Annotated in this window: 19 protein-coding genes and 3 pseudogenes; 5 read left to right on the forward strand and 17 right to left on the reverse strand. The window is 45.5% G+C overall.

What is annotated here, in order from left to right; genetic code table 11:
• Positions 1-86: 86 nt before the first annotated feature.
• From PCY09_RS02795 to PCY09_RS02840, 10 genes are all read right to left on the reverse strand, one after another.
• Entirely contained in the window at positions 87-1160 is a 1074-nt protein-coding gene (locus PCY09_RS02795) for a hypothetical protein (protein ID WP_125367022.1), read from the reverse strand.
• Positions 1153-3630: a phosphoenolpyruvate synthase gene (locus PCY09_RS02800; RefSeq protein WP_125396990.1), complete on the reverse strand. Its 2478-nt coding sequence runs from the start codon at positions 3628-3630 to the stop codon at positions 1153-1155. The genes PCY09_RS02795 and PCY09_RS02800 overlap by 8 nt, the downstream gene beginning before the upstream one ends.
• Positions 3630-4529, reverse strand: coding sequence for a UbiA family prenyltransferase (locus PCY09_RS02805; protein WP_061601824.1), 900 nt, complete (start codon positions 4527-4529; stop codon positions 3630-3632). The genes PCY09_RS02800 and PCY09_RS02805 overlap by 1 nt, the downstream gene beginning before the upstream one ends.
• Positions 4514-5386, reverse strand: coding sequence for a phosphatidylserine decarboxylase (locus PCY09_RS02810; protein WP_048774600.1), 873 nt, complete (start codon positions 5384-5386; stop codon positions 4514-4516). The genes PCY09_RS02805 and PCY09_RS02810 overlap by 16 nt, the downstream gene beginning before the upstream one ends.
• Complete coding sequence (locus tag PCY09_RS02815) at positions 5379-6011, reverse strand: phosphatidylcholine/phosphatidylserine synthase (RefSeq protein WP_048774599.1); 633 nt, start codon at positions 6009-6011, stop codon at positions 5379-5381. Before PCY09_RS02815 ends, PCY09_RS02810 begins: the two co-directional genes overlap by 8 nt.
• Positions 5998-8493 carry a PEP/pyruvate-binding domain-containing protein gene (locus tag PCY09_RS02820; protein WP_125396989.1) on the reverse strand — a complete coding sequence of 832 codons (2496 nt, stop codon included), beginning with the start codon at positions 8491-8493 and terminating at the stop codon, positions 5998-6000. The genes PCY09_RS02815 and PCY09_RS02820 overlap by 14 nt, the downstream gene beginning before the upstream one ends.
• A gap of 14 nt (positions 8494-8507) precedes the next feature.
• Positions 8508-9098, reverse strand: coding sequence for a CDP-archaeol synthase (locus tag PCY09_RS02825; protein ID WP_125396988.1), 591 nt, complete (start codon positions 9096-9098; stop codon positions 8508-8510).
• Between the two features lie 185 nt (positions 9099-9283).
• The gene (galE, locus tag PCY09_RS02830) at positions 9284-10285 is read right to left on the reverse strand and encodes a UDP-glucose 4-epimerase GalE (protein WP_125396987.1); all 1002 of its coding nucleotides are present in this window, start codon (positions 10283-10285) and stop codon (positions 9284-9286) included.
• 45 nt (positions 10286-10330) lie between these two features.
• A complete protein-coding gene (galT, locus tag PCY09_RS02835) occupies positions 10331-11812 on the reverse strand; it encodes a UDP-glucose--hexose-1-phosphate uridylyltransferase (protein WP_061601827.1) in 1482 nt (493 codons plus the stop codon).
• A gap of 219 nt (positions 11813-12031) precedes the next feature.
• Positions 12032-13210: a galactokinase gene (locus PCY09_RS02840; RefSeq protein ID WP_048776193.1), complete on the reverse strand. Its 1179-nt coding sequence runs from the start codon at positions 13208-13210 to the stop codon at positions 12032-12034.
• A gap of 157 nt (positions 13211-13367) precedes the next feature.
• Between PCY09_RS02840 and PCY09_RS02845 the strand changes: the two are divergent.
• From PCY09_RS02845 to PCY09_RS02865, 5 genes and pseudogenes are all read left to right on the forward strand, one after another.
• Positions 13368-13987, forward strand: a pseudogene (locus PCY09_RS02845) (LacI family transcriptional regulator); the annotation flags it as partial.
• A 14-nt stretch (positions 13988-14001) separates the two neighbouring features.
• Positions 14002-14283 (forward strand): annotated as a pseudogene (locus tag PCY09_RS02850) (DNA replication protein); the annotation flags it as partial.
• Positions 14276-14533 carry a plasmid replication protein gene (locus PCY09_RS02855; protein ID WP_046165739.1) on the forward strand — a complete coding sequence of 86 codons (258 nt, stop codon included), beginning with the start codon at positions 14276-14278 and terminating at the stop codon, positions 14531-14533. The pseudogene PCY09_RS02850 and the gene PCY09_RS02855, both read left to right, overlap by 8 nt.
• Before the next feature lie 12 nt (positions 14534-14545).
• Complete coding sequence (locus tag PCY09_RS02860) at positions 14546-14773, forward strand: hypothetical protein (RefSeq protein ID WP_001152920.1); 228 nt, start codon at positions 14546-14548, stop codon at positions 14771-14773.
• Positions 14761-14922, forward strand: coding sequence for a hypothetical protein (locus tag PCY09_RS02865; protein ID WP_001062367.1), 162 nt, complete (start codon positions 14761-14763; stop codon positions 14920-14922). The genes PCY09_RS02860 and PCY09_RS02865 overlap by 13 nt, the downstream gene beginning before the upstream one ends.
• Before the next feature lie 224 nt (positions 14923-15146).
• Here the strand turns inward: PCY09_RS02865 and PCY09_RS02870 are convergent, their stop codons facing one another.
• From PCY09_RS02870 to PCY09_RS02900, 7 genes and pseudogenes are all read right to left on the reverse strand, one after another.
• Complete coding sequence (locus PCY09_RS02870) at positions 15147-15947, reverse strand: energy-coupling factor ABC transporter ATP-binding protein (RefSeq protein WP_125396986.1); 801 nt, start codon at positions 15945-15947, stop codon at positions 15147-15149.
• Complete coding sequence (locus PCY09_RS02875; RefSeq protein ID WP_000343048.1) at positions 15934-16770, reverse strand: ABC transporter ATP-binding protein; 837 nt, start codon at positions 16768-16770, stop codon at positions 15934-15936. The genes PCY09_RS02870 and PCY09_RS02875 overlap by 14 nt, the downstream gene beginning before the upstream one ends.
• Positions 16746-17537 (reverse strand): energy-coupling factor transporter transmembrane component T, encoded by a 792-nt coding sequence (locus PCY09_RS02880; RefSeq protein ID WP_000130448.1) that lies wholly within the window; start codon positions 17535-17537, stop codon positions 16746-16748. The genes PCY09_RS02875 and PCY09_RS02880 overlap by 25 nt, the downstream gene beginning before the upstream one ends.
• A complete protein-coding gene (locus PCY09_RS02885) occupies positions 17537-18139 on the reverse strand; it encodes a hypothetical protein (protein WP_012000350.1) in 603 nt (200 codons plus the stop codon). Before PCY09_RS02885 ends, PCY09_RS02880 begins: the two co-directional genes overlap by 1 nt.
• A 338-nt stretch (positions 18140-18477) precedes the next feature.
• Positions 18478-19998 carry an ABC transporter permease/substrate-binding protein gene (locus PCY09_RS02890; RefSeq protein WP_045773691.1) on the reverse strand — a complete coding sequence of 507 codons (1521 nt, stop codon included), beginning with the start codon at positions 19996-19998 and terminating at the stop codon, positions 18478-18480.
• A complete protein-coding gene (locus PCY09_RS02895; RefSeq protein ID WP_125396985.1) occupies positions 19991-20719 on the reverse strand; it encodes an ABC transporter ATP-binding protein in 729 nt (242 codons plus the stop codon). Before PCY09_RS02895 ends, PCY09_RS02890 begins: the two co-directional genes overlap by 8 nt.
• 14 nt (positions 20720-20733) lie before the next feature.
• Positions 20734-20814 (reverse strand): annotated as a pseudogene (locus PCY09_RS02900) (polyketide cyclase); the annotation flags it as partial.
• Between the last annotated feature and the right edge of the window lie 49 nt (positions 20815-20863).

Consider the following 20863-nt stretch of genomic DNA (forward strand, 5'->3'; position numbering starts at 1 on the left):
ATCAAACATATTATTCATTTTTACCTTTTGAAATAAAAAGCAAATTTCCACTCAGAAAATTTGCTTTTGTAAATATGCTTTAGTAACTATGAATACAATCTTAACTCAAAGAGGCCGTACTCATGCTTGTCCCCTTGCAATTCTGCCGCATAGTGACGCGTGACGGTTTTTTGATGAATCAAGGCGCCGATAGCTGAAGCCTGTCGCTTCTGTGCTTCTTTAAAAATCGGATAGGCCAAGGCAGAACCTAACCCCAAGAATTGCTCATCTACTCCTAGATACATAATCGTATAACGTTTGGGAAAACGCTTGGTCCAAAAAAACTTGGCTAGGTTAATAGGAGTCATTTTTTGATAAACCAGAGAGCCATAGTCCGGCATGGCAATCAAAAAACCAGCTAGCTTGCCCTCCTTATAGGCCAGCTTAACCATAGAAAAATCAAGAATATACTGGTATTTTTGAAAAATCTGACTGAACTGCTGACTAGAAATTGACCGATAAATCGGAAAATCTTGATAGAGGCGATTGAGGAGCTCAAAAACCTGCAGCGAAGCTTCTTCCCACTCCTGCTTCTTTGGAGAGCAAATAGTGAAACCTGCTTCTTCAAAAGACTCAAAGCGATGAGCCAGCTTATCCTGATGAGTTTGATTGCTGACCTTGGGATAAAAATTGGATAAATAGCGCTCCTTGATCTCAAAACCAGCTACCTTCCACAGCTTGGGATAATAGTCTGGATTATGAGGCTCCCCTGTAAAAGGGAGATCCTCTGTTCCAGTCAGTTGCATTCGATAGCCTAGCCAAAAACTTGCCTGTACGGGACCGATTATTTTAATCGCTCCGAGTCTGCGGGCAAATCCCGCTAAATGGTCGATAAAAGCAGATGCAATCTGTTGATCATTGATTGACTCGAAAAATCCCAAGTAAGCAGCCTCATCATCTGGATAGAAGGTCAGGAGCCCTCGAATACAAGGCCGACTGTCCACATAGCCAATAAAGGCATAGGTTTCTAGATCGGAACTCAGCGGGTGATTGCCTTCAATCAAAGCAAGCTCTTCCTCTTCCGACTGCATGAGGTGGTCCGGCTTGTAAATCTGCTTGGGCAGGGCTAGAAAATCGGCCAGCTCAGCCGTATTGGGTTTGACTGGTTTAATTTCAAGCATAACCTTCCTCCTTGATCAGTCGAATCTTGCCAGTAAGGCCATCCATCTCAATCCAGTCGCCATTTTGCAAGAGACTGCAAGCTCCTCTAACATTGACAATGGAAGGAATACCCAACTCGCGGGAAATAATAGCAGTGTGGGAGAGCAAAGACCCCTGCTCGGCAATGACACCCTTGGCTTGGGTCAGAAGATAGACCCAGCCTGGATCGGTCATCTTGGTCACGATAATTCGGTCCTGAGCAGACTCAATTTCCTGCACATCTTCCACGACCAAAACCTGAGCCTTGACGCAGCCAGGTGAGCAGCCAATCCCTTGTAAGGCTTGATTGCCCGTATTATGACTGCTGGTGCGGTTTTGCGGTTTCAGGTATTTCTCAAAGACCTGTCCAGCAAAAACATAGCGACTAAAGGTTGGCAGTTCCTTGTCGGCCTCCAACTTCTCCCGACGCTCGGCTATCAAGCCACTAACATCTCTGGGCTTTCTGGTCAGCTCAAACAATTCTTCCTTTGTCAGGTAAAAAACATCGTCAGGCGTAGCCAGCAGTCCTTGCTCGGCTAATTGCTGCCCAAGCGTTCGGAAAATCTGTCGCATCATGCCATAGATTCGTGTGCGGTTTAAGCGGGAGCTTTCCCTATATTTAACACCGATCATGGCTCGCTTGCGAAGAAAATTCGTCCACCAGCCTGATTTTTGCTCCTCTTCTTCAAGTTTCTGAGGGGCCAACTTCTTCTCCTCTTGCTGGCACATTTGCAGCAGGAGCTTGAGTAGACGCTCTGGGTGCGTTCGGAAGGTTGGAGTTTCTAACTTCAACTCTTCTGGAGCTCGATCACCAAATTCATGGATAAAATGGACTATTTCTTGGATCAAAGGGTGCTGGCGACTTAGAAAGACTGCTGGACTTTCACTTGCCATGGCCTGTCTAATCTCTTCGTTTGCTTCTGCTTTCAGCTGAGCTGTTAAAGCCTGCAGAGCCAAGGCTGGCCGCATACTTTCAATCTGCTCAATTCCTGCAATCTCAGCCTGAACAGCCCCGCTGCGACTCGACTTCTTCAGGAGACCAGTATAAACAAAAGCATAGAGGTCATTGACCAGCGTAATGTCCCAGTGAGCCAGAATATCCTCTTTTAGCTTACTGACCAAGGCAATCAAGGTCTCCGCATCTGCTTCGGGAGAAAAGCTCGTTTCGTATTCACGCTGAATCTGGGCAAACTGCTCTTCCAATTGTCGCATTTGCTTGGGAGCCGTCCAAAACTCTCGGATGATTCGGAGCATGATTTGCAGGCGTTTGAAAGCAGACAGGTGTACCGGCATCTGAGGTACCTCTGTCTCTCGCACTCCCAGCATATCCTGCCAGATAGGAATGATTTTCTTAGAAAAAGGCAGAAGCTGCAAGAGCTGATACCAACTCTGAATCTGGTAATAGACTCTGCTATTAATTGGCTGCAGCATATTTTGAAATGTGGCTTCATAAGCTGCCAATTCAGGGGCATTCTTGCCAACCAAGCGTTGAGCCAGACTTCGGAAAATGCTGGCATAAGCCTCTTGGATAAAACTAATAGTCAGAGGACTGGAAACGCCTGGATAGCTCTCGACAATATTGCTGTTATCCAGAATAATCTTCTGTCCCTCTGGCAAGGTGGTAATAGGTCGTGCCTGCAAGAGATAGAGCTGGCCATTTGCGAAGGTAAACTCCATATCCATATAAGGTCCGAAAAGCTGACTCACCTGACTCGCCAAGGCCTGTAACTCCTCGAGTTGTTCCAGTGATACGCCTGGTGAGTTCTCCGTCTGCTCTGTATAAAAGAGCTGGTCCTTGGGATGGAGGGTCACCATTGTCGTAGGAATCTTATCCTCGACAACCTTATTGCCCAAGCCCCGACCGATGACAATGATGTGCTCGTTCAGAATGCCCTTGGGATTAGCTGTAAAGTAAATCCCAGACAAGTCTCCCTCCTGCATAACTTGAACAAGGCAAATCATCTGCGCTTGCTTCAACGATAGTCCTTGCTCAAATAGATAACTAAGAGCCGACTCCTGATAAAGAGAGAGCAAGGTCGCTTGGATAGCTTCTTTAAGTCCATCTGGCTTCACATTGAGCTGGCTCTCAAACTGACCGGCAAAGGATGAAGCCTTCCCATCCTCAATGGTAGCAGATGAGCGGACTGCGAAGCGACAGTCTTTCTGAGAAAATTCCTGCCGAATCCAGTTTTCTGCTGCTGTCAGATCTTCCTGCGCAAACTGCTCTCTGGCCCAGTCCTGCAGCTGCTGACTGAGCTGGGACAAGTTCAATTCTCCAGACCGATAGGCTACTTCCATCCGCTCTAAGTCAGCAGAGCTGGCAGATTCTTGAAAAAAGTCAAAAGCAAACACCGCAAAGTCAGGAACCGGCAAACCAGCAGCCTGCATTTTCAGCAAATGATAGGCCTTGCCTCCGACCTGGTCAAGCCCTGTCTGCTTGATTCTTTTCATCAAAGTACCCCCATCAAGAGATAAACAGCAACGGACAGAACCATGGTCGTCTCCGTAATATAAGTATAACGCTCCACCCGCTCCCGTATATTAAAGCGAGTTGGATCCTTGATAAACTGCTCAAACTGGACGGTCATCCAGATGACATTCAGCACCAAGACTAGCACTCCGACATGGGAAATATTCCAGAGGAGAGCGAAATTGGTCAAGATATCCAGCAGAGTCACCACCTCGATAAAGCGAGTGGCTTTTTTGTAGCCAAAAAGCTTAGAATAGGTCACATACTCTGTCTCGTCTTTTGGCGCCCGAATCTTGCGGCAGACTTCCCAGATTAGACTTGGGAAATACATAGTAAAGGCAAGCAAAACGGTTGGCAGGGACAAGAGAGGCAGATTATACTTATAGCAGACGAAGGAGATGGTATAGAGATTCAAAATCATCATGACCGGATTATGAGTTACTAGAGCCAGTGGCAGGGAATTTTGAATCTTGTCACGCTTGAAGAACCAGAAGGACATGAGAGTTCCGTAGATATAGAGGAAGAGGAACCAGCCAACATTGTTCATAAAGAGGATATTGAGAAGTACAGACACCGCTACGATAAAGCTGAGGGCAATAGCCAAGTCCTTCTTTTTAACCCGACCAGATGGCAGAGCTCGATGAGGAAAGAGACGTCTATCGGTCTCATAGTCCTTGAAATCATCCGCAATTCGCAGAATCATCAGAAAGACGAAAATCGTAAAAATCCCAATCAACTCCTGATGGTCAAAGTGAAAGGTGGTTACTCCGTCATTGAGCAGAAGGACAAAATAAATCTCAAAAAACATGATGGCAGCCACAAAAAAGCGCGGTAGCAAAGGAAACATTTCCTTATAATAAACAGCTAATCGTTTAAACATAGCTTTTCTCCAATCTTTTCCCCTATTTGAATTTGGGTTTCTATTCCAAGGTCTGAGTAAGTCAGGATATCCTGATCCAAGCGAATCGTGCCTGCTGGATAGAGGACAAGAATGGTTGAGCCGCCCAGACCAAAGCAGCCCTTCTCCTGTCCCCTGACCAAATGGTCCTGACTGTGATTGTATATTCTTCCGACCAAGAGAGCTCCTACTTCCATCTGCAGGACAGGTCCTAGGTCGGTATCTAAAAGACAGTATTCTCTTTTATTTTCCTTGTAAATCAAGCGCCGCTTCTGGGCTACTTGCCTGACCGTATGCAGGCGTCCCTTGATTTTTCGTCTTTGGGTAATTCTGCCGGATTCAGCTGCCAAATAGCGGTGCAGGTCTTCCACTCCCAAACGATAGACCAGCGCTGTTCCGCCACTAAACAACTGAGCTAAGTCATCATCCAACAGTAAGTCAGCTAGACTGTATGTCTGCCCTTTAATCATCAGCTGCAAGTCCTGACTGATGGCAAAAGCCTCCAGCTTGGCATCCGCCACTGCCAGTACTTGACTATCAGGACAGACCGGACGCAAACTAGGCTTGATTTTTCGCTGGAAGAAAGCCGCGAAGCTAGAATAGGGGCCATCTTCATAGTCAGCCAAATCCAGCTGATAATTTTCCACAAAAGCTGCTATTTTCTTGCGAGAAAAAGGAGTGTAGTCTTTCAAAGTCAGAAGATAAGACAGGATAGGTCGGGTGAAGATAGGCAATAGGAAGCGACCCCAAGCAGTACCATAAAGCTTATCTAACAGACCCGCCTTGTATTCTGTCGGTTCCACTACTTGGTCAGTCCTTCTCAGATAGACCTTAACCATGCGGGAGAACCCCCAGACCAATCAGACTTGCAACAGCCAGAATCGCAAAGATCAGATAGGCCAGCTTATTTGGCTTGGGAATTCGGCAGTTGTAGACAAATAAGAAGGTCAGCAAAAGAGACAAGCCCAGCCACACCCAAGCATAGAGACCAGACGCCAGCCATTGACAGACCAGATAGGTCAGAGGAAAAAAGAGAGCACTGTAAGTCACGGGCAAGCCGATAAAATAAGCGCCCGATCCTTCATCATGCTTGGCCAAGCGGTTAAAATGAGCCAAGCGCGTAACCGCAGCTAAGACATAGAGGACAGCCAAGATAATATTGACCGCCCCCAAGGGCAGCTGAGTCATGAGGAGCACAGCTGGAAGTGCCGCAAAGCTAATCATGTCGCAGAGCGAATCAATCTCAATGCCAAATCGCTTCTGACTTTCAGTCCGCTTCATCCGCCGCGCCACCACACCGTCAAAGAGGTCACAGATACCGCTAACGATAAAGGCCATCATGGCCAGACGCAGCTGGGACTGAATGATGGCATAGACTGCCAACAGTGCAAAAGTGGCGCCCAAATAGGTCAGGATAACAGATTTGTCGTATTCCCCGATAAACAAAGGTTCATTCTTCTTCATGAATTCTTATTTCTCCTCTTCTTCCATCTAAAGTTACCATCATGCCAGTTTCTAGCAGCTGAGTTGCATTCTTGGCGCAGACCAGAGCAGGAATCCCGCATTCCCGAGCGACGATGGAGGCATGGCAGAGAACCCCGCCATACTCTGTCACAAGACCGCCCAGAATACCGAAAACATAACTCCAACCCGTATCTGTATAGCGAGTGACAAGAATTTCTCCCGGCTCAATCGTCTCAATATCAGCCAGATCCAAGAGGACGCGAACTCGACCGGTCACCTGACCACTGCTGGCTGGCATTCCCGTAAGAAGTGCTTGACTATCATGGGCTACCTCTTCCAAACTCATCTCTTTATCAGTCAAATCACCAACTGGCTCAAAATTCCGATAGGCGTGGCAATAATGCCGATTATCAGCCGCTTCTTCTTGAAGCTGATAGGCAGTCTTTTGCCCTTCCATAAAGGCAGTCAGACTTTCTTTCTTAATGTAAAAAACATCTTGTTCATTTTTCAGAAAGCCTTGCTTTTCATAGGCTCGGCCGAGTTTAAGGCTAATCTGACGAATGAGGTGGTAATAGCGCGTGGAAATGTCCTTGAACTCCTCCCGCCACCAGAGCAAGTTCCGCAGATCTTGACTGATTTTTTCTATCTTTTTCTGCTTGGCTCGAGATAGATGAGCAAGATCAAGTTCAGACTCTGAGACAGGACTGAGCGAAGCTTTGGCCGCCTGGTAGTAAGCTGAATCAGCAACTAACTGCTGGACCGCTGTCAGAACCTGATGAGCATCTTCTTCGTAACTGGCTACTCGCAAGTCCAGCTCCCGTGCGGAGTGATAGCCAAAGTCCTTTTGGAAATCCCGAATCTTGATGAAATCTGCTCGCTCAGGATATTGTGCAGCCAGTTCCTGCAACTCTTCCACCGATAGCTTCAACCAATCGTCTGTCAGCTTCTCGTCTGCCAAAACAAGGTCCGCAGCTTCTAGCATCCTAGCTAAAGGCTTGGTATGCGAAACATTTCCTAACTTGGCAATCAGTTGGAAAAATTCATCGACCGTCAGCCATTTAAGCAGACTGGTCTTTTTCATAGACAGCTGTACCGTATTGATGTAGGCCTGCCAGAAATAAGTTCCCTCACTGTCTAAATAAGCCTGATTTAGCACTAACTGCCAAAGACTCTCGACCTGCTGCAGCGAGCTTTGGTCGTTCAGTTCTCGTATTTCTTGATTTAGGTGGGTAAATTGCTGGCGCAGCTCTTGCAGCTTGTCAGGCGCCTGATGCAAAAAAGTCTTAGTTACTTTTTGCGTTTTCAAAGCTACGCGCAGGAAATTCAAGAGAAAGGCTGGACTTAGTTTGCTAGTAAAACCTTGACCTTGGTAGTCTTTATTGACTCCCAGCTCATCATCAAAGTCTCGCTCAATATAGCCCGGAATCTGCTCCATACCTTGCTTGACTACGCCTAAGTTCCAGAAAGGTCGGGCATAATGCAGGCGCATCAGCGGCGGCATCACTCCTTCAGGCTCTAGGCCAATTGCCAGCAAAAAGCTGGAAAGGGCCTCTTGCCAAGAATGGCGGTAAAGGCTCCACATCAGGTTGGGACAGGGCTGAGCCGCCACGCCTCCATCTCGAAAATTTGCCGTCGTCCAGCGGCCACTGTCGATTTTAGTTGGTACTGTTGTAATGGGCCGAGCCTGAAGCAGATAGACTTGCTCTTGGACAGCACACCATTCAATATCCATCGGCCGACCAAAATACGCAACAATCTGCAAAACTTGCTCATGCAGTTTCTGCAAGACTGCCAGAGGCATTTCAACTTTTTCAAACAGGCTCCAGTCCGTCTTGTACCAAGAAAGAGTCAGCTGCTCAGGATTTACTTGACCGCTAACCAAGCTCTCAGCCGAGCCTTTCACATACTCCAACAGCATTGTCTGGTCCTGATTTGTTGCCACGTCTAGGGAAAAGCAGACACCGCTGAAGTCAGGCTCTATCTGCTCCTGGATCAGCACTGCCATGGCAAAATCCTTCTCAACAAGACCCTGACGCTGCCAGTAAGCCAAGGCTTCTGGATTAAAGAGAGAAAGCAGACAAGAACGAATGCCCTGCTCAATTTCTGACAGTGTCTGGCAATTGCCAATCGAGTCATACTGGCCAGCAAATGACATGTTCTGTCCGTCTTCTAAAAGGGCACTACTGCGAACGACATAAGCTTGATTTTCCTGGCAAAAGGCTACTAACTCTCGCTTCCAAGCTGGATCCAAGGGATACTGCTGCAAACGCTCCGCAATTCCCTCCTTGCCCAGTTCGATGAATTCTTGAAGTCCCTCTTTTGAGTATTCTGGCAGAGCTGCTCTTAGCCAATCCATTACTTGGTCCGCAGGCAAAATCAAACCCTTAGGAACCGAAAGCCCCAGCTGACAGAGACTAATTAACTGATTAATTTTACCGCCATAGACGGCCAAAGGCTCTTTTTCCAGCCATAGTTCTTTCATCAAATACTCCCATCTTACATACGATTTTTTCTAAGCTTAGTCCAGTAGAGCAGACGATTAACCCCCAGATGCGTGCCCGCCCCTAGGAGTAGAATGCCCAGCATCTGCTGCCAAGACAGAGGGATATAGAAAAGTAAGAAAATAATACAGCCAATCAAAGAATCAATCTGGTCTATCCAGATAAAAGTCCATTTCCAGCCATTTTCCGCTGTCTTGCCCTCTCTGATTTCCAAACGGCGCTTGATAAAGCTATTGGGCAACTCAAACAAAACATAAGCCAGCCCCAAAAGAGCCCCAAGCACCAGATTAAACAGCACCGTATTTTCGTAGAAAGCATAGACCAAGTGCAGCTTCTCTAGGGTAGGAATACTCTTTAAGAGCAAACCCCAAAGGATCTGAGCCAAGGCTCCCCAGACAATCATACCAAAGAAACCCTTCCAAGTCTTGTTAGCTCCAAAAAGCCTCTTCCCATCCTTTAAAATCAGCCCAGCATCCATTGGTCGATAAGCTGCCTCTAGCAATGAAGACTTGCAAAAGATCATATTCATAACCCCAGCTAGAATGACCGGCATCAGGGTGATATATAAAGCAAGAATCGAATGCATACTCATTTCCTATTCTTTTTTATAAGAGTCAACCAGAACTCTTCAAATTATAATGAACCCATTATACCATAAAAATTACAGGCCTTCAGTAGGGCAAACTGTGAAGAGGCCTTCTAATTTCTTCTAGTTTAAGATTTGATTTAAACAAAAAACCAGTAGATCCTACTGGTTTACTTTAGGGACTATTAAACTCTATCATCATAGCCATTTGGATGACTGGAATGCCATTTCCAAGCGGTTTCGATGATGGTTTCGATATTATCAAATTTCGGCTGCCAGCCTAGAACTTCTCTTGCTTTTTCAGAGGAAGCAATCAACGTATCTGGATCCCCTGGGCGCCGCTCTGCTATTTCCAAAGGAATAGGATGTCCGGTCACCTTTCGTGCTGCTTCTACAATCTGCAGGTTGGAAAAACCAGTCGAAGAGCCAAGGTTAAAAGCATCTGATGGTTGACCTGCACGCAGGTAATCAACAGCCAAAATATGGGCGTCAGCCAAGTCGAAAGGATGGACATAATCGCGTACATTGGTCCCGTCCGGAGTATCGTAATCATCGCCAAAAACAGCAATCTTATCGCGTTTGCCCTGAGCCACCTGAAGTACAATGGGCAGGAGATGGGTTTCAGGTCCGTGGTCCTCACCAATTGAGCCGTCGGGCTTGGCACCGGCTACATTGAAATAACGCAGGGCTACAAACTTGATGCCATAGGCCTGGTCTGCCCAGCGCATAATGGTCTCCATCATGAGTTTGCTCTCACCATAAGGATTGATCGGCTTTTGCGGAGTCGTTTCCAGAATCGGAACTTCCTCAGGAATGCCATAAGTCGCCGCCGTTGAAGAAAAGACAATATTTTTAACGCCACATTCCTGCATGACCTCTAAAAGGGAAACCATGCCGGCTGTGTTATTGTCAAAATACTTGAGTGGATCTACCATAGACTCAGCAACCAGTGAAAAGGCAGCAAAGTGAATGACTGCATCGATAGATGGATGTTTGGCAAAGACATCACGCATAAAGTCCTTATCTGCCAAATCCCCCTCATAAAAGACTGCTTTCGGATGGACGGCTGCCCTGTGTCCAGTCACCAAATTATCAACAACGACTACTTCTTCCTTATCTGCTGTTATCAAACGGTCAACCATGTGCGAGCCGATATAGCCAGCACCACCTAATACTAAAATTGCCATAAAACTTCCTTTCCCTGTATCGTTAGTTCCATTCTAACACATTTCCTAGAGCTGGATGCCGACGAATTGGACGAAGCGCATGAAAGCCTCCTGGCCCTCCTCTGTTCGCTTGAAAACTCCAGCATCTTCCAGTACTCGGCTGAAAATTTGTCCAACCGAGGCCTGAACTACTCCTTCCACCGTCTCAGCGGAAACATTCGGATTCTGGTCTTTGAGTTGATTGGCCCACTCCTGATGATAGGCAGCAACCTGACAGTCTTCTCCCAGCAAGAAAAGTTCCACCTGCTTGAGCTCTTCCTTGAGACGAGGTGGTAGAATAGCCAGCCCCATCACCTCAATCAGGCCGATATTTTCTTTCTTAATATGCTGCACATCTGCATGAGGATGATAAATGCCGTCTGGATGTTCTGGGGAAGTTTGATTGTCCCGCAAGACCAAGTCTAGCTCAAAAGATCCATCTTTCCTGCGGCCAATCGGTGTGATGGTATGGTGAGGCTCACCCTCAGACTCTGCCAACACCTGCACACTTGGGTCAGAATAAGTGCGCCAAGCTTGCAGGATCTTGTCAGACAACTCAATCAACAATTGCTTTTTCTCAGACCTTAGACGAATGACGGACATAGGCCACTTGACAATGCCTGCCTCTACCTCTTCAAAACCGCTAAAAGTAAAGCTGCAATCCAGCTCTGCCATTTCCATAGGGAAGGTATGACGTCCGCCCTGATAGTGGTCGTGAGTCAGGATAGAGCCGCCAACAATAGGCAGGTCGGCATTTGAGCCAGCGAAATAACCTGGAAAGGTCTCAACGATGTCCAGCAGGCGCTCAAAGGTCAGCCGGCTGATGGCCATAGGAAGGTGCTGGCTGTGCAGAAAGATGCAATGCTCATTAAAATAGGCATAGGGCGAATACTGAAAGCCCCACTCCTGTCCAGCCAAGTCAAAGCGGATAATCCGATGATTGGTGCGGGCTGGGTGATCCAAGCGACCCTGGTAGCCTTCGTTTTCCATGCAGAGTTGGCAGGCTGGATAGTTACTATTCTTAGACTTTTTAGCTGCCGCAATCTCCTTGGGATCCTTTTCTGGCTTAGAGAGATTGATGGTGATTTCCAAATCTCCATAAGCGGTCGGTGCTTTGAAAGCAATGTTTTTAGCAATAGCTTTGACCTTGATGTAGTCATTCTTTTGACTAAGCTGGTAAAAATCAGCCACAGCTTGCTCGGGATTGGAGGCATAAGTCGTCCAGAAGTCCCGATTGAGCTGGCTAGGGGCAGGTGTAATCAAGTCCATGAGCTCAGCTCCCAGTATATCCTGCTCAGCCAGAGTATCACTAATTTTCCCATTCTTGACAGCCACAGCTACCAAGTCATCCTTCAGGTCAATTAGCTGCTCAGCCTCGGTCTCCTGCTCTGCCTCGGTCTCTCCAACCAAAGCCATGACACGATTGCTCAGATAGATGGTGTCCATTTCTTCAAAAGTGCTATTGTCAATCACTGCTGATACAAAAGCATCCAGTAACTTATTGGACATAGATTTTCCTTTCTCTTGCTAGTAAAGAGAGTGGGACAGAAATCAGTAATTCGGTAGAATTCGATTTCGTCGTCCCACCTCCGCACAGTTGAGTAGGGCTGTAAAAGCTGATGAAATCAGCGTAATAGAACCCACTCAACCACTGCGTCTTGCTCGACAATCCAAAGACAATTGAAAGACTAGGACTTTTGTCCCAGACTCAACTTTCTTTTCTGTGAATTAGTCCAGCACTCGGCTTCCGCCAGCTACTTCAGCAATGTAAAAGCTAGGGGCATAGCCGACAACTTCTTGATACTTGCGACCGACATTTTCTTTGAAAGATTCCACAGCATCCTTAGCAACTAAAGCAATGGCGCAACCACCGAAGCCAGCTCCAGTCATACGAGCCCCCAGAACACCTTCTTGCTCCCAGGCTGTGTGAACCAAGGTATCCAGCTCTAGACCAGTCACTTCATAGTCATGTTCCAAAGAAACGTGGGACGCATTCATAAGACGGCCAAATTTGTCAAGATCGCCTGCCTGCAAAGCTGCCCTCGCTTGCAAAGTGCGCTGATTTTCCAAAACAGCATGGCGAGCCCGTTTGAGACGATTTTCGTCCTCTATCAGATAGCTATACTCGTCAAAGGACCACTCGTCCAACTCACCCAAGGTTGCGATAGATAGCTTGCGGTTCAGTTCTTCAACAGCTTTTTCACACTCCGCCCGACGTTCATTGTATTTAGAGTCAGCCAACTCACGACGCTTATTGGTATTCATAATCACTACGACATTATCCTTAAGATCAAGCGGCACCAAATCATATTCAAGAGTATTGGTATCTAAGTAAATAGCCCGTTGGTCAGCACCCATTCCGATAGCAAACTGGTCCATAATGCCAGAATTAACCCCGATAAACTTGTTTTCAGTTAATTTACCGATTTTCACTAGATTCAAACGTTCTAACTGCAAATCAAAAAGTTTCTCAGCAATGATACCCGTTAGGAGCTCAAGTGACGCAGATGAAGATAAGCCAGATCCGTTGGGAATATTTCCATAAACATAGACATCCATGCCTCGGTCAATCATATGACCCGCCTCCTGTAGAAAATGGAGAACTCCTTTTGGATAGTTGGTCCAGTTATGCTCAGGCTCAAAGTGCAGGTTTTCCAACGGCACTTCAATAATCCCTTTTTCTTCAAAGTTCCCTGAGAAGAATCGCAAGAGCTGGTCATCCCGCTTGCGAGCCGCTCCATAAGTTCCTAGGGAAATTGCTGCAGGAAAGACATGGCCGCCGTTGTAGTCGGTATGCTCACCAATCAGATTGATCCGACCGGGTGAAAAGAATGTGTGATCCGCTTCTACTCCAAAAACTTTGGCGAAATCTGCGCGGACTTGCTCCGCTGAAAGTCTTTTTGACATAAGCTATACTCCTTTAAAATAAATGCCCGATATTGTAATCGTTTTCTTCTATTGTATCCAAGGTTTTTGCCAAAGTCAATCCTTTTTACTAAAGTTTTACTAAACAATCGGTAAAAAGAGAAAAATATGATATACTAACCAAAAAGGAGGAGCATTTATAGCTACATTAAAAGACATTGCACAACTAACCTCTGTCTCTATCGCAACCAGAGTCTATCTGTTACAGAAGAAATCAGACACAGTATTTTAACTGTCGCTGAAGAAATGGGCTATACTAAGTACCTCAAGACAGGCGAATCCCACAAACCCAAGCAAAAGATTGCCATTATCCAATGAGTCAGCGAGCAGGGGGAACTGGACGACCTCTACTACTACCAGATTCGTCTCGGTATTGAAAAAAGGGCCCAAGAGTTGGACTATGATATCTTGCGCTATTTTAACGACCATCCTTTTACTCTGAGCGAGGAAGTGATTGGGATACTCTGTATTGGAAAGTTCAGCCAATCACAAATTTCTGCCTTTGAAGAATACCAAAAACCCCTGGTCTTTTTAGACAGCGATACTCTTTCATTGGGACATACCTGTATTATCACTGACTTTTACACTGCTGTAAAACAAGTTGTAGATTACTTCCTCAGCCAAGGGCTTGATCGTATCGGGATTCTAACAGGGCTTGAGGAAACAACTGACCAAGAAGAAATCATCCAGGACAAGCGTCTGGAAAATTTTAAGAACTATAGTCAAACAAAAGGAATCTACCATGATAAACTGGTCTTTCTAAGCTAGCTATTGAAGCAATGAAAAGCAAGTACACCACGCTATTGCTAGAAAATATGTTGCTAAGTCCGTTTGAAATGCAAGATACAAAAATCATGGCAGGATTGCAAGTCCATGTTTACCCCCTCTATGACGAACTGAAAGAATTAAGAGGGCTAAATAGTGTCAAAGACCACTTGTCTTATGTTGCCAGCAGACGTGAAGAATATTCTAAGCATAATATCGCACGCTACCTCAAAAAAGCCATTGAACAATATCTACCAACGGTTAAAAGGCAGGACTTAAACCATGAGTGAAGACTTAAAAACGATCAAAGAGCTGGCGGATGAGTTGAGTGTTACAAAACAAAATATTCAATATCACTACCAAAGGTTACCAAAAGAATTACAGCTTAAAAGTTCCAATGGGTCTAATCTAATAAATTCTAAAGCAGAAAAAATAATTTTAGGTAAAGTAGAAAATAGTAGCAAATCAAATACCAAAGACCAACAAATAAGTAGCAAAGACCAACAAATAGAAAAACTAACTAATTTGTTAGACCAGTAACAACGATTAGCCTTGCAAGATAAAAAGTTGCTAGAAGAATACAAGGCGGAAAATGATAACTTAAAAGCCCTCAAAATGCCCTCACAGGAAACAGAATTCAAACACTTAGACAATCAATATAAAGATGAAGTGAACGCTCTTAAAGAGAAGTTGGAAAATTTGCAGGAACAAATCAAAGATCAAAAAAGGATAGAAGAACAAGAAAAACCAATAAAATGGTGGGGACTATGGCGAAAATAGATGATTCAGTTAAAAAGAAAGTTCCAGAATTGCGATTTAAAGGATTCACGGATGAATGGGAACAGCGTAAGTTGGGAGACGAAGTTCGAATAGTGATGGGACAGTCTCCTAATTCAGAAAATTATACTGATGATCCTAATGGGCGCTAAAAATGCGAAGAACTATGAAGACCTATTTTGTATTAGTCAAACAAAAAATCCAAAAGAAATGGTATATGATTATGAACATGAAACAAAGTAAAATCAAACCGAGTGATCTGAGGAAGCACCCGATGATCATGAAACGTTATTAAACACAAAAGTCACCCATGTGAGTTCTTGCCAGAAGCTGAAGTTAATCCTTCAACCTGGAAAACCCGCAGAGGTGACTTTTTCTATACATCTCGATTTTTCTGGCAATAATCATTAACCGATAAATATGTCTGTGAATCACCCAGCGACTCCGCTATGTTCATAATCCGCGGTGGTAGTAATCCCACTCGCTGGACAAGTTCGTGATTGCTGAACAATTCCCGTGGACTGCCGGCGAAGCCAAACTTCCCGTGTTCCATAACATACACCGACTCAAACTCGGCGGCGACCCAATCCATGTCATGGGTGATGGTCACAACTTGGTGGCCCGAATCAGCCAACTGATGGAAAATTGCGGTCAACTTGCGCCGGCTTTCCCAATCAAGCGACATCATCGGCTCATCAAATAAATAAATCGCCGGATCCACTGCCAAAACTGTGGCAACGCTCAACAGCTTGCGTTCCGACAATGACAGGTCATATGGACTTTCAGCTGTTTTATCATCCAAGCCAACTCTTTTTAGAGCCGCTAAAGCCCGCCTCGTAATCGTGTCGTGGTCATCCATGACCTGCGCGACATTCCACTCCACCTCTCGTTGAACGGTCGGGTTGAAAAGCTGATCGTCAGGATTCTGAAAAGTAATCCCAACCTTCAGTAACTTTTCGACTGGTTTAAGATCATTAAAATTTTCTCCATCGATCTTAATCACACCGGTTTGTGGTGTCAGCAAGCCCGTCAACAATTTGAAGAGCGTTGATTTGCCGGCACCATTTTGGCCGACAATCGCCACCATCGGATCGGCGAAGTGTTTGTCTTCAACATCCAAGCTAAAGGACCGTTCCGGATAAGTGAACGTCAGGTGGCTCAGTTCAATTGTGGACATAACGAACCTCCTTCAGATCAGCGTAATTCACCGGATACCGGCCATCAGCCAAGTGCCAATCCATTTTTTGAGCAAGTTGCTGGATTGTCGGGGCTGGAATCTGCCAGTCAGCTGCCAAATGATTAAACACCTCACCCGGCCTGCCCTGGGCTACCATTTGACCCTCGTGCAGCACCCACACAACGTCGGCGACTTCGCACAAATCGTCAATTTCACTGGTGACAATGAAGACAGTCGTCTCTTTGACTTGGGCCAGCCATTGGAAAAATTGCCGGCGGCCAAGGGGATCCATCTCACTGGTCGGATCATCCATAATCAAAACAGCCGGATTAGCCACAATCGCCGTGGCAATTGCCAACCGCTGGATCTGACCACCGGAAAGGCTCTCGGGACGCAAATTCAGCTGTTCAATCAGCCCCATTTGCGTGGCAACTTCTTCAACCCGTTTTTGAATCAGTCCTTCAGCCATTCCCTGATTAATCAAGTCAAAGGCGATTTCATCGGCAACCGTGTCTGCCAACCCGCTTAGTTGGCCAGCTGGATTTTGCAGTACAACTCCATTCATGGCATTATAAACGGGCCAATTGTCGGACACTCGCTGGCCAAACATGTGCCAGTCGCCCTCAATCTCAGCAGACACAATTTTGGGAATGACCCCTGCCAGCACACGGCACAAAGTCGATTTGCCGGAGTGGCTATTCCCGATAATCCCAACCACCTGGCCGGTATGAACCTCCGCGTTAATCTGACGCAGTTGTGGTTGCTCAGTACCCGGATAACGGGTGGTCAAATTTTCAATTACAATCCGTTTATCTTCGTCCATATTTTCCACCCAATCAATAAAATTGCCAATCCAGTCAGACCAATGTGCAGCGTCCGCGACAGGCGATACACGCGCTGGGAGGTTCTGACAGTCCGGTTGAGATTATCAAAACCTCTCAGTTGGAGAGAAATCGACCGCGTCATCGATTGATCCAAGGTCTTAATCACCAATGGAATTAGAACCGGCAGGACTGACTTTAATTTCTGAATCAACGTTTTTTGCGGATTGGTTCCGCGAACTTTTTGTGCCTGCTGGATTTTCCGCATATTGCGCATCATTTCCGGCAAAATATAACACACCGACATCAGAACGTAGACGGTTTTATAAGACAATCCGGACAGTTCCAAATAGGCCGCGTTTTCTGAAATACTCGTGGTCACCATAAAAAAGCCACTGGTCAAAATAATCACCAATACTCGACAACCCAGAGTGGTGGCGTAAATCAGGCCTTCTTTGTAGAACGACACCCCAAGCACAGAAAACAGCACAGTTTGATTCCGACTGTAAAATAACCCTTGGATGATCAGCATGGTGCAAATCAGAAACAGGCTGAATCCCAGCGCCTTAAAGGTGGTAGAACTCAATTTGGAAAATAACAATAGCAGTGTTGCGACAAGAATTAATCCGGCCTGAAGCAATAAATTCATACTGGCAAAGCTCAACAACGTCATGTCCAAGATGAACAAGAGCTTAGTAATCGGATCGATCACCTGGTACCACTTGAGCTTGACCCGTGGCGCTCCAGAAATCAATGTTTTATCAGTCATCATTTATCATCGCTAAAGAAGTGCACCATCCGCTTCGGCAGCTGACGATAGATGAAGAATGCCAGGTAGGCCACGCAGACTTTATCCAAAATATCCAAGACAAACTCATCGGTAAATGAGGCCAGCCACACTGGTGCATGATTGGCGACCATTACCGCAAACAATGAGTCACCCCAAGCGATACCGGTCTGACCACCCCAAAAGATGACGTTGAGCGGCGTTGAAATGACAGCTGAAACGATGGCAATAATAATAGCAGAAACAAATACTCGTCGCGCTGACGAGAACCACCCATTGGCGTGCAAAACTCCGACAGCAATCCCAATTCCGATGCTGGTAATCGCATACACGGTTGAAATTGGCGATAAGGTCAGCCCATAGATCACGTTGTTGATGAAACCACTAATGGCACCGGCAACCGGCCCAGCCAACATGCTGGCAAGAAAGGTTCCCAAAGACCCCAGCCAAACGGGCAACTTTAACCCCTCCGCCAAGGCTTTGGCAACATAGTTAATCCCCACGGCAGCGGGAATCAAAGTCATGGTGGCAGCACTTAACTTAAATTTCCACATACTGGTACGATGAATCGGTTCTGTTTTCATAATCTTCTCCTTTTGTTTTTAAAGAGCCGTGTCTGGATAGACTTTCGGACGCAACGCTCTATTATATATCTACTGAACTGTCTATACACAAGATTTCCATCCTTAGTCGACATGAGCTGGAAATCTTTATTTGTTAAGTAGTTCACAACACATTATACACCTATTCTCTGAATAGTCAAGTGTATTTACAGTAAAACTTTAGAAAATCCTGAAAATTTCCTCTTATTTTCCATTTAAAAATGAAAATCATTAATTCTGACACCAAAAAAGCCCAGACAACATTGTCTGAGCATTCTTCTGTATGGTCATTTAAAGAAGTTGAGTTTGACATTTTCAATCTATTTCTTCAACAAACCTTGTTCTTGTAGAAATTCTTTAGCTACTTGTTCTGCTGACTTGCCTTCAACACCGACTTGATAGTTGAGCTGGCTCATCTGGCTTTCTGTAATCTTACCAGCCAGTTTATTGAGAACTGTCTCCAACTCAGGGTGTTTCTTGAGAAGAGCTTCTTTCATTAGTGGAGCTCCTTGATAAGGTGGGAAGAGTTGCTTGTCATCTTCCAAGACCTGTAAATCATAACGCGCCAACTCTGCATCGGTCGAATAGGCATCCGTGATTTGAATATCACCTGACTGAATCGCCTGATAGCGAAGGGCTGGCTCCATGGTCGCTACGTTGAGATTGAGGCCATACATTGATTGCAAGCCCTTATTGCCATCTTCACGGTCATTAAATTCGAGTGTAAAACCTGCCTTCAACTGTCCTTCCACTTTTTTCAAGTCCGAAATGGTCTTCAAGCCATATTCTTGAGCAATCTTTTTCGGAACAGCTACAGCGTAGGTATTTTGATAAGACATAGGTTTGAGATAGGCTAGATGATCCTGTTTAGCAATGCCATCACGCGCCACTTGATAAACCTGCTCTGGCTCATGACCTACTTTAGGTGCTGGTTGAAGCAAACTTTCAGTCACTGTACCTGTAAATTCAGGATAGATGTCAATATCGCCTTTTTTCAAAGCTTCATAGAGAAAGCTTGTCTTCCCAAAATTCGGTTTAACAGTCGCAGTCATACTGGTATTTTCTTCAATCAACAATTTATACATATTGGCCAAGATTTCTGGTTCCGGTCCTAATTTCCCAGCAATAACCAAGTTTTCTTTCTCTTTTTGAGCTAATAGAGCTGGACTATAAGACAGACCGAGCAATATTGTCACCAAGGCAAAACCAGAGAAAATCGTCCGCAATTTTGCTTTTTCCATCACTTTTAGCAGGAAGTTAAAGGCAATGGCAAGCACTGCAGAAGAAAGGGCCCCAATCAAAATCAGACTGGTATTATTACGATCAATTCCCAAAAGGATAAAGGAACCCAGTCCGCCTGCCCCAATCAAGGCAGCCAAGGTTGCTGTACCGATAATCAAGACCGCTGCCGTCCGAATCCCAGACATGATAACAGGCATGGCCAGTGGAATTTCAAACTTCTTGAGACGTTCCCATCTGGTCATCCCAAAGGCAATCCCAGCCTCCTGCAGACTTGGATCAATTCCCTTCAACCCAGTAATGGTATTTTGTAAAATCGGAAAAATCGCATAAATCACAAGAGCTGTCAAAGCTGGTAAGGTCCCAATTCCCATCAAGGGGATAAAGAGCCCCAACAAGGCAAGAGATGGGATGGTCTGGAAAATCCCTGCAATCTGCAAGACCCAATCCGCCACCTTTTCATGATAACGAAGAAATACCGCTAAGGGGACTGCAATAAAAATAGCCAGTAACAGGGTCAAAAGTGACAACTGCAAATGTTGAGATAGAGCTGTTACCCAATCACCAAAACGATCCTGAAAAGTTGATATCAAATTAGCCATGAACACTACCTCCAAACAAGTCTGCTACAAAGTCTGTTGCAGGCGCTTTTAAAATGGTCTCGGGATTCGCCACCTGACGAATCTCTCCATCCTGCAAAACAGCAATACGGTCCGCCAATTTCAAAGCTTCATCCGTATCATGGGTCACAAAAATCGTTGTCATCCCAAACTCTTTATGCAATTCTTTCGTCAGAACCTGCAACTGTTTTCTCGAAATAGCATCCAAAGCCGAAAAGGGCTCATCCATAAGCAAAATCTTAGGCTGACCAATCATGGCACGGACAATACCCACCCGCTGCTGTTCACCGCCAGACAGCTCACTCGGCATACGCTGAGCATAGTCTTCAGCAGGCAAGCCTACTAGCTCCAGCAATTCATCAGTCTTCTGCTCAATATCTGCCTTGCTCCATCCTTTCATTTCAGGAATGAGAGCAATATTTTCAGCCACAGTTAGGTTGGGAAAGAGGGCAATCGCCTGTAAGACATATCCTGTAGAAAGGCGCAACTCACGCTCATCATAATCCTTAATCCGCTTATCATCCATATAGATATTGCCATCTGTTGGCTCTAAAAGACGGTTAATGATCTTGATCATGGTCGTCTTACCGGACCCAGAAGGTCCAACTAAAACCATGAACTCCCCATTCTCAATCCGTAAATTGACATCTCTCAAAACATCTTTTTCTGTGTAGCGTAGTGCTACATTTTTATATTCAATCATTGTTTGTCCTCAATTTAAAACTTTCCTCGATTCGTCAAGTCCTCTACCTTAGGCATGACTTCTTTATTATCCCAATGCTCCACAATCAAGCCATTATCATCCATAACGAACGGTTCCATTGTAACACTTGTGATTTCAACTATC

The sequence above is a fragment of the Streptococcus sp. SG2 genome (assembly GCF_030439925.1).
GTDB lineage: Bacteria > Bacillota > Bacilli > Lactobacillales > Streptococcaceae > Streptococcus > Streptococcus gordonii.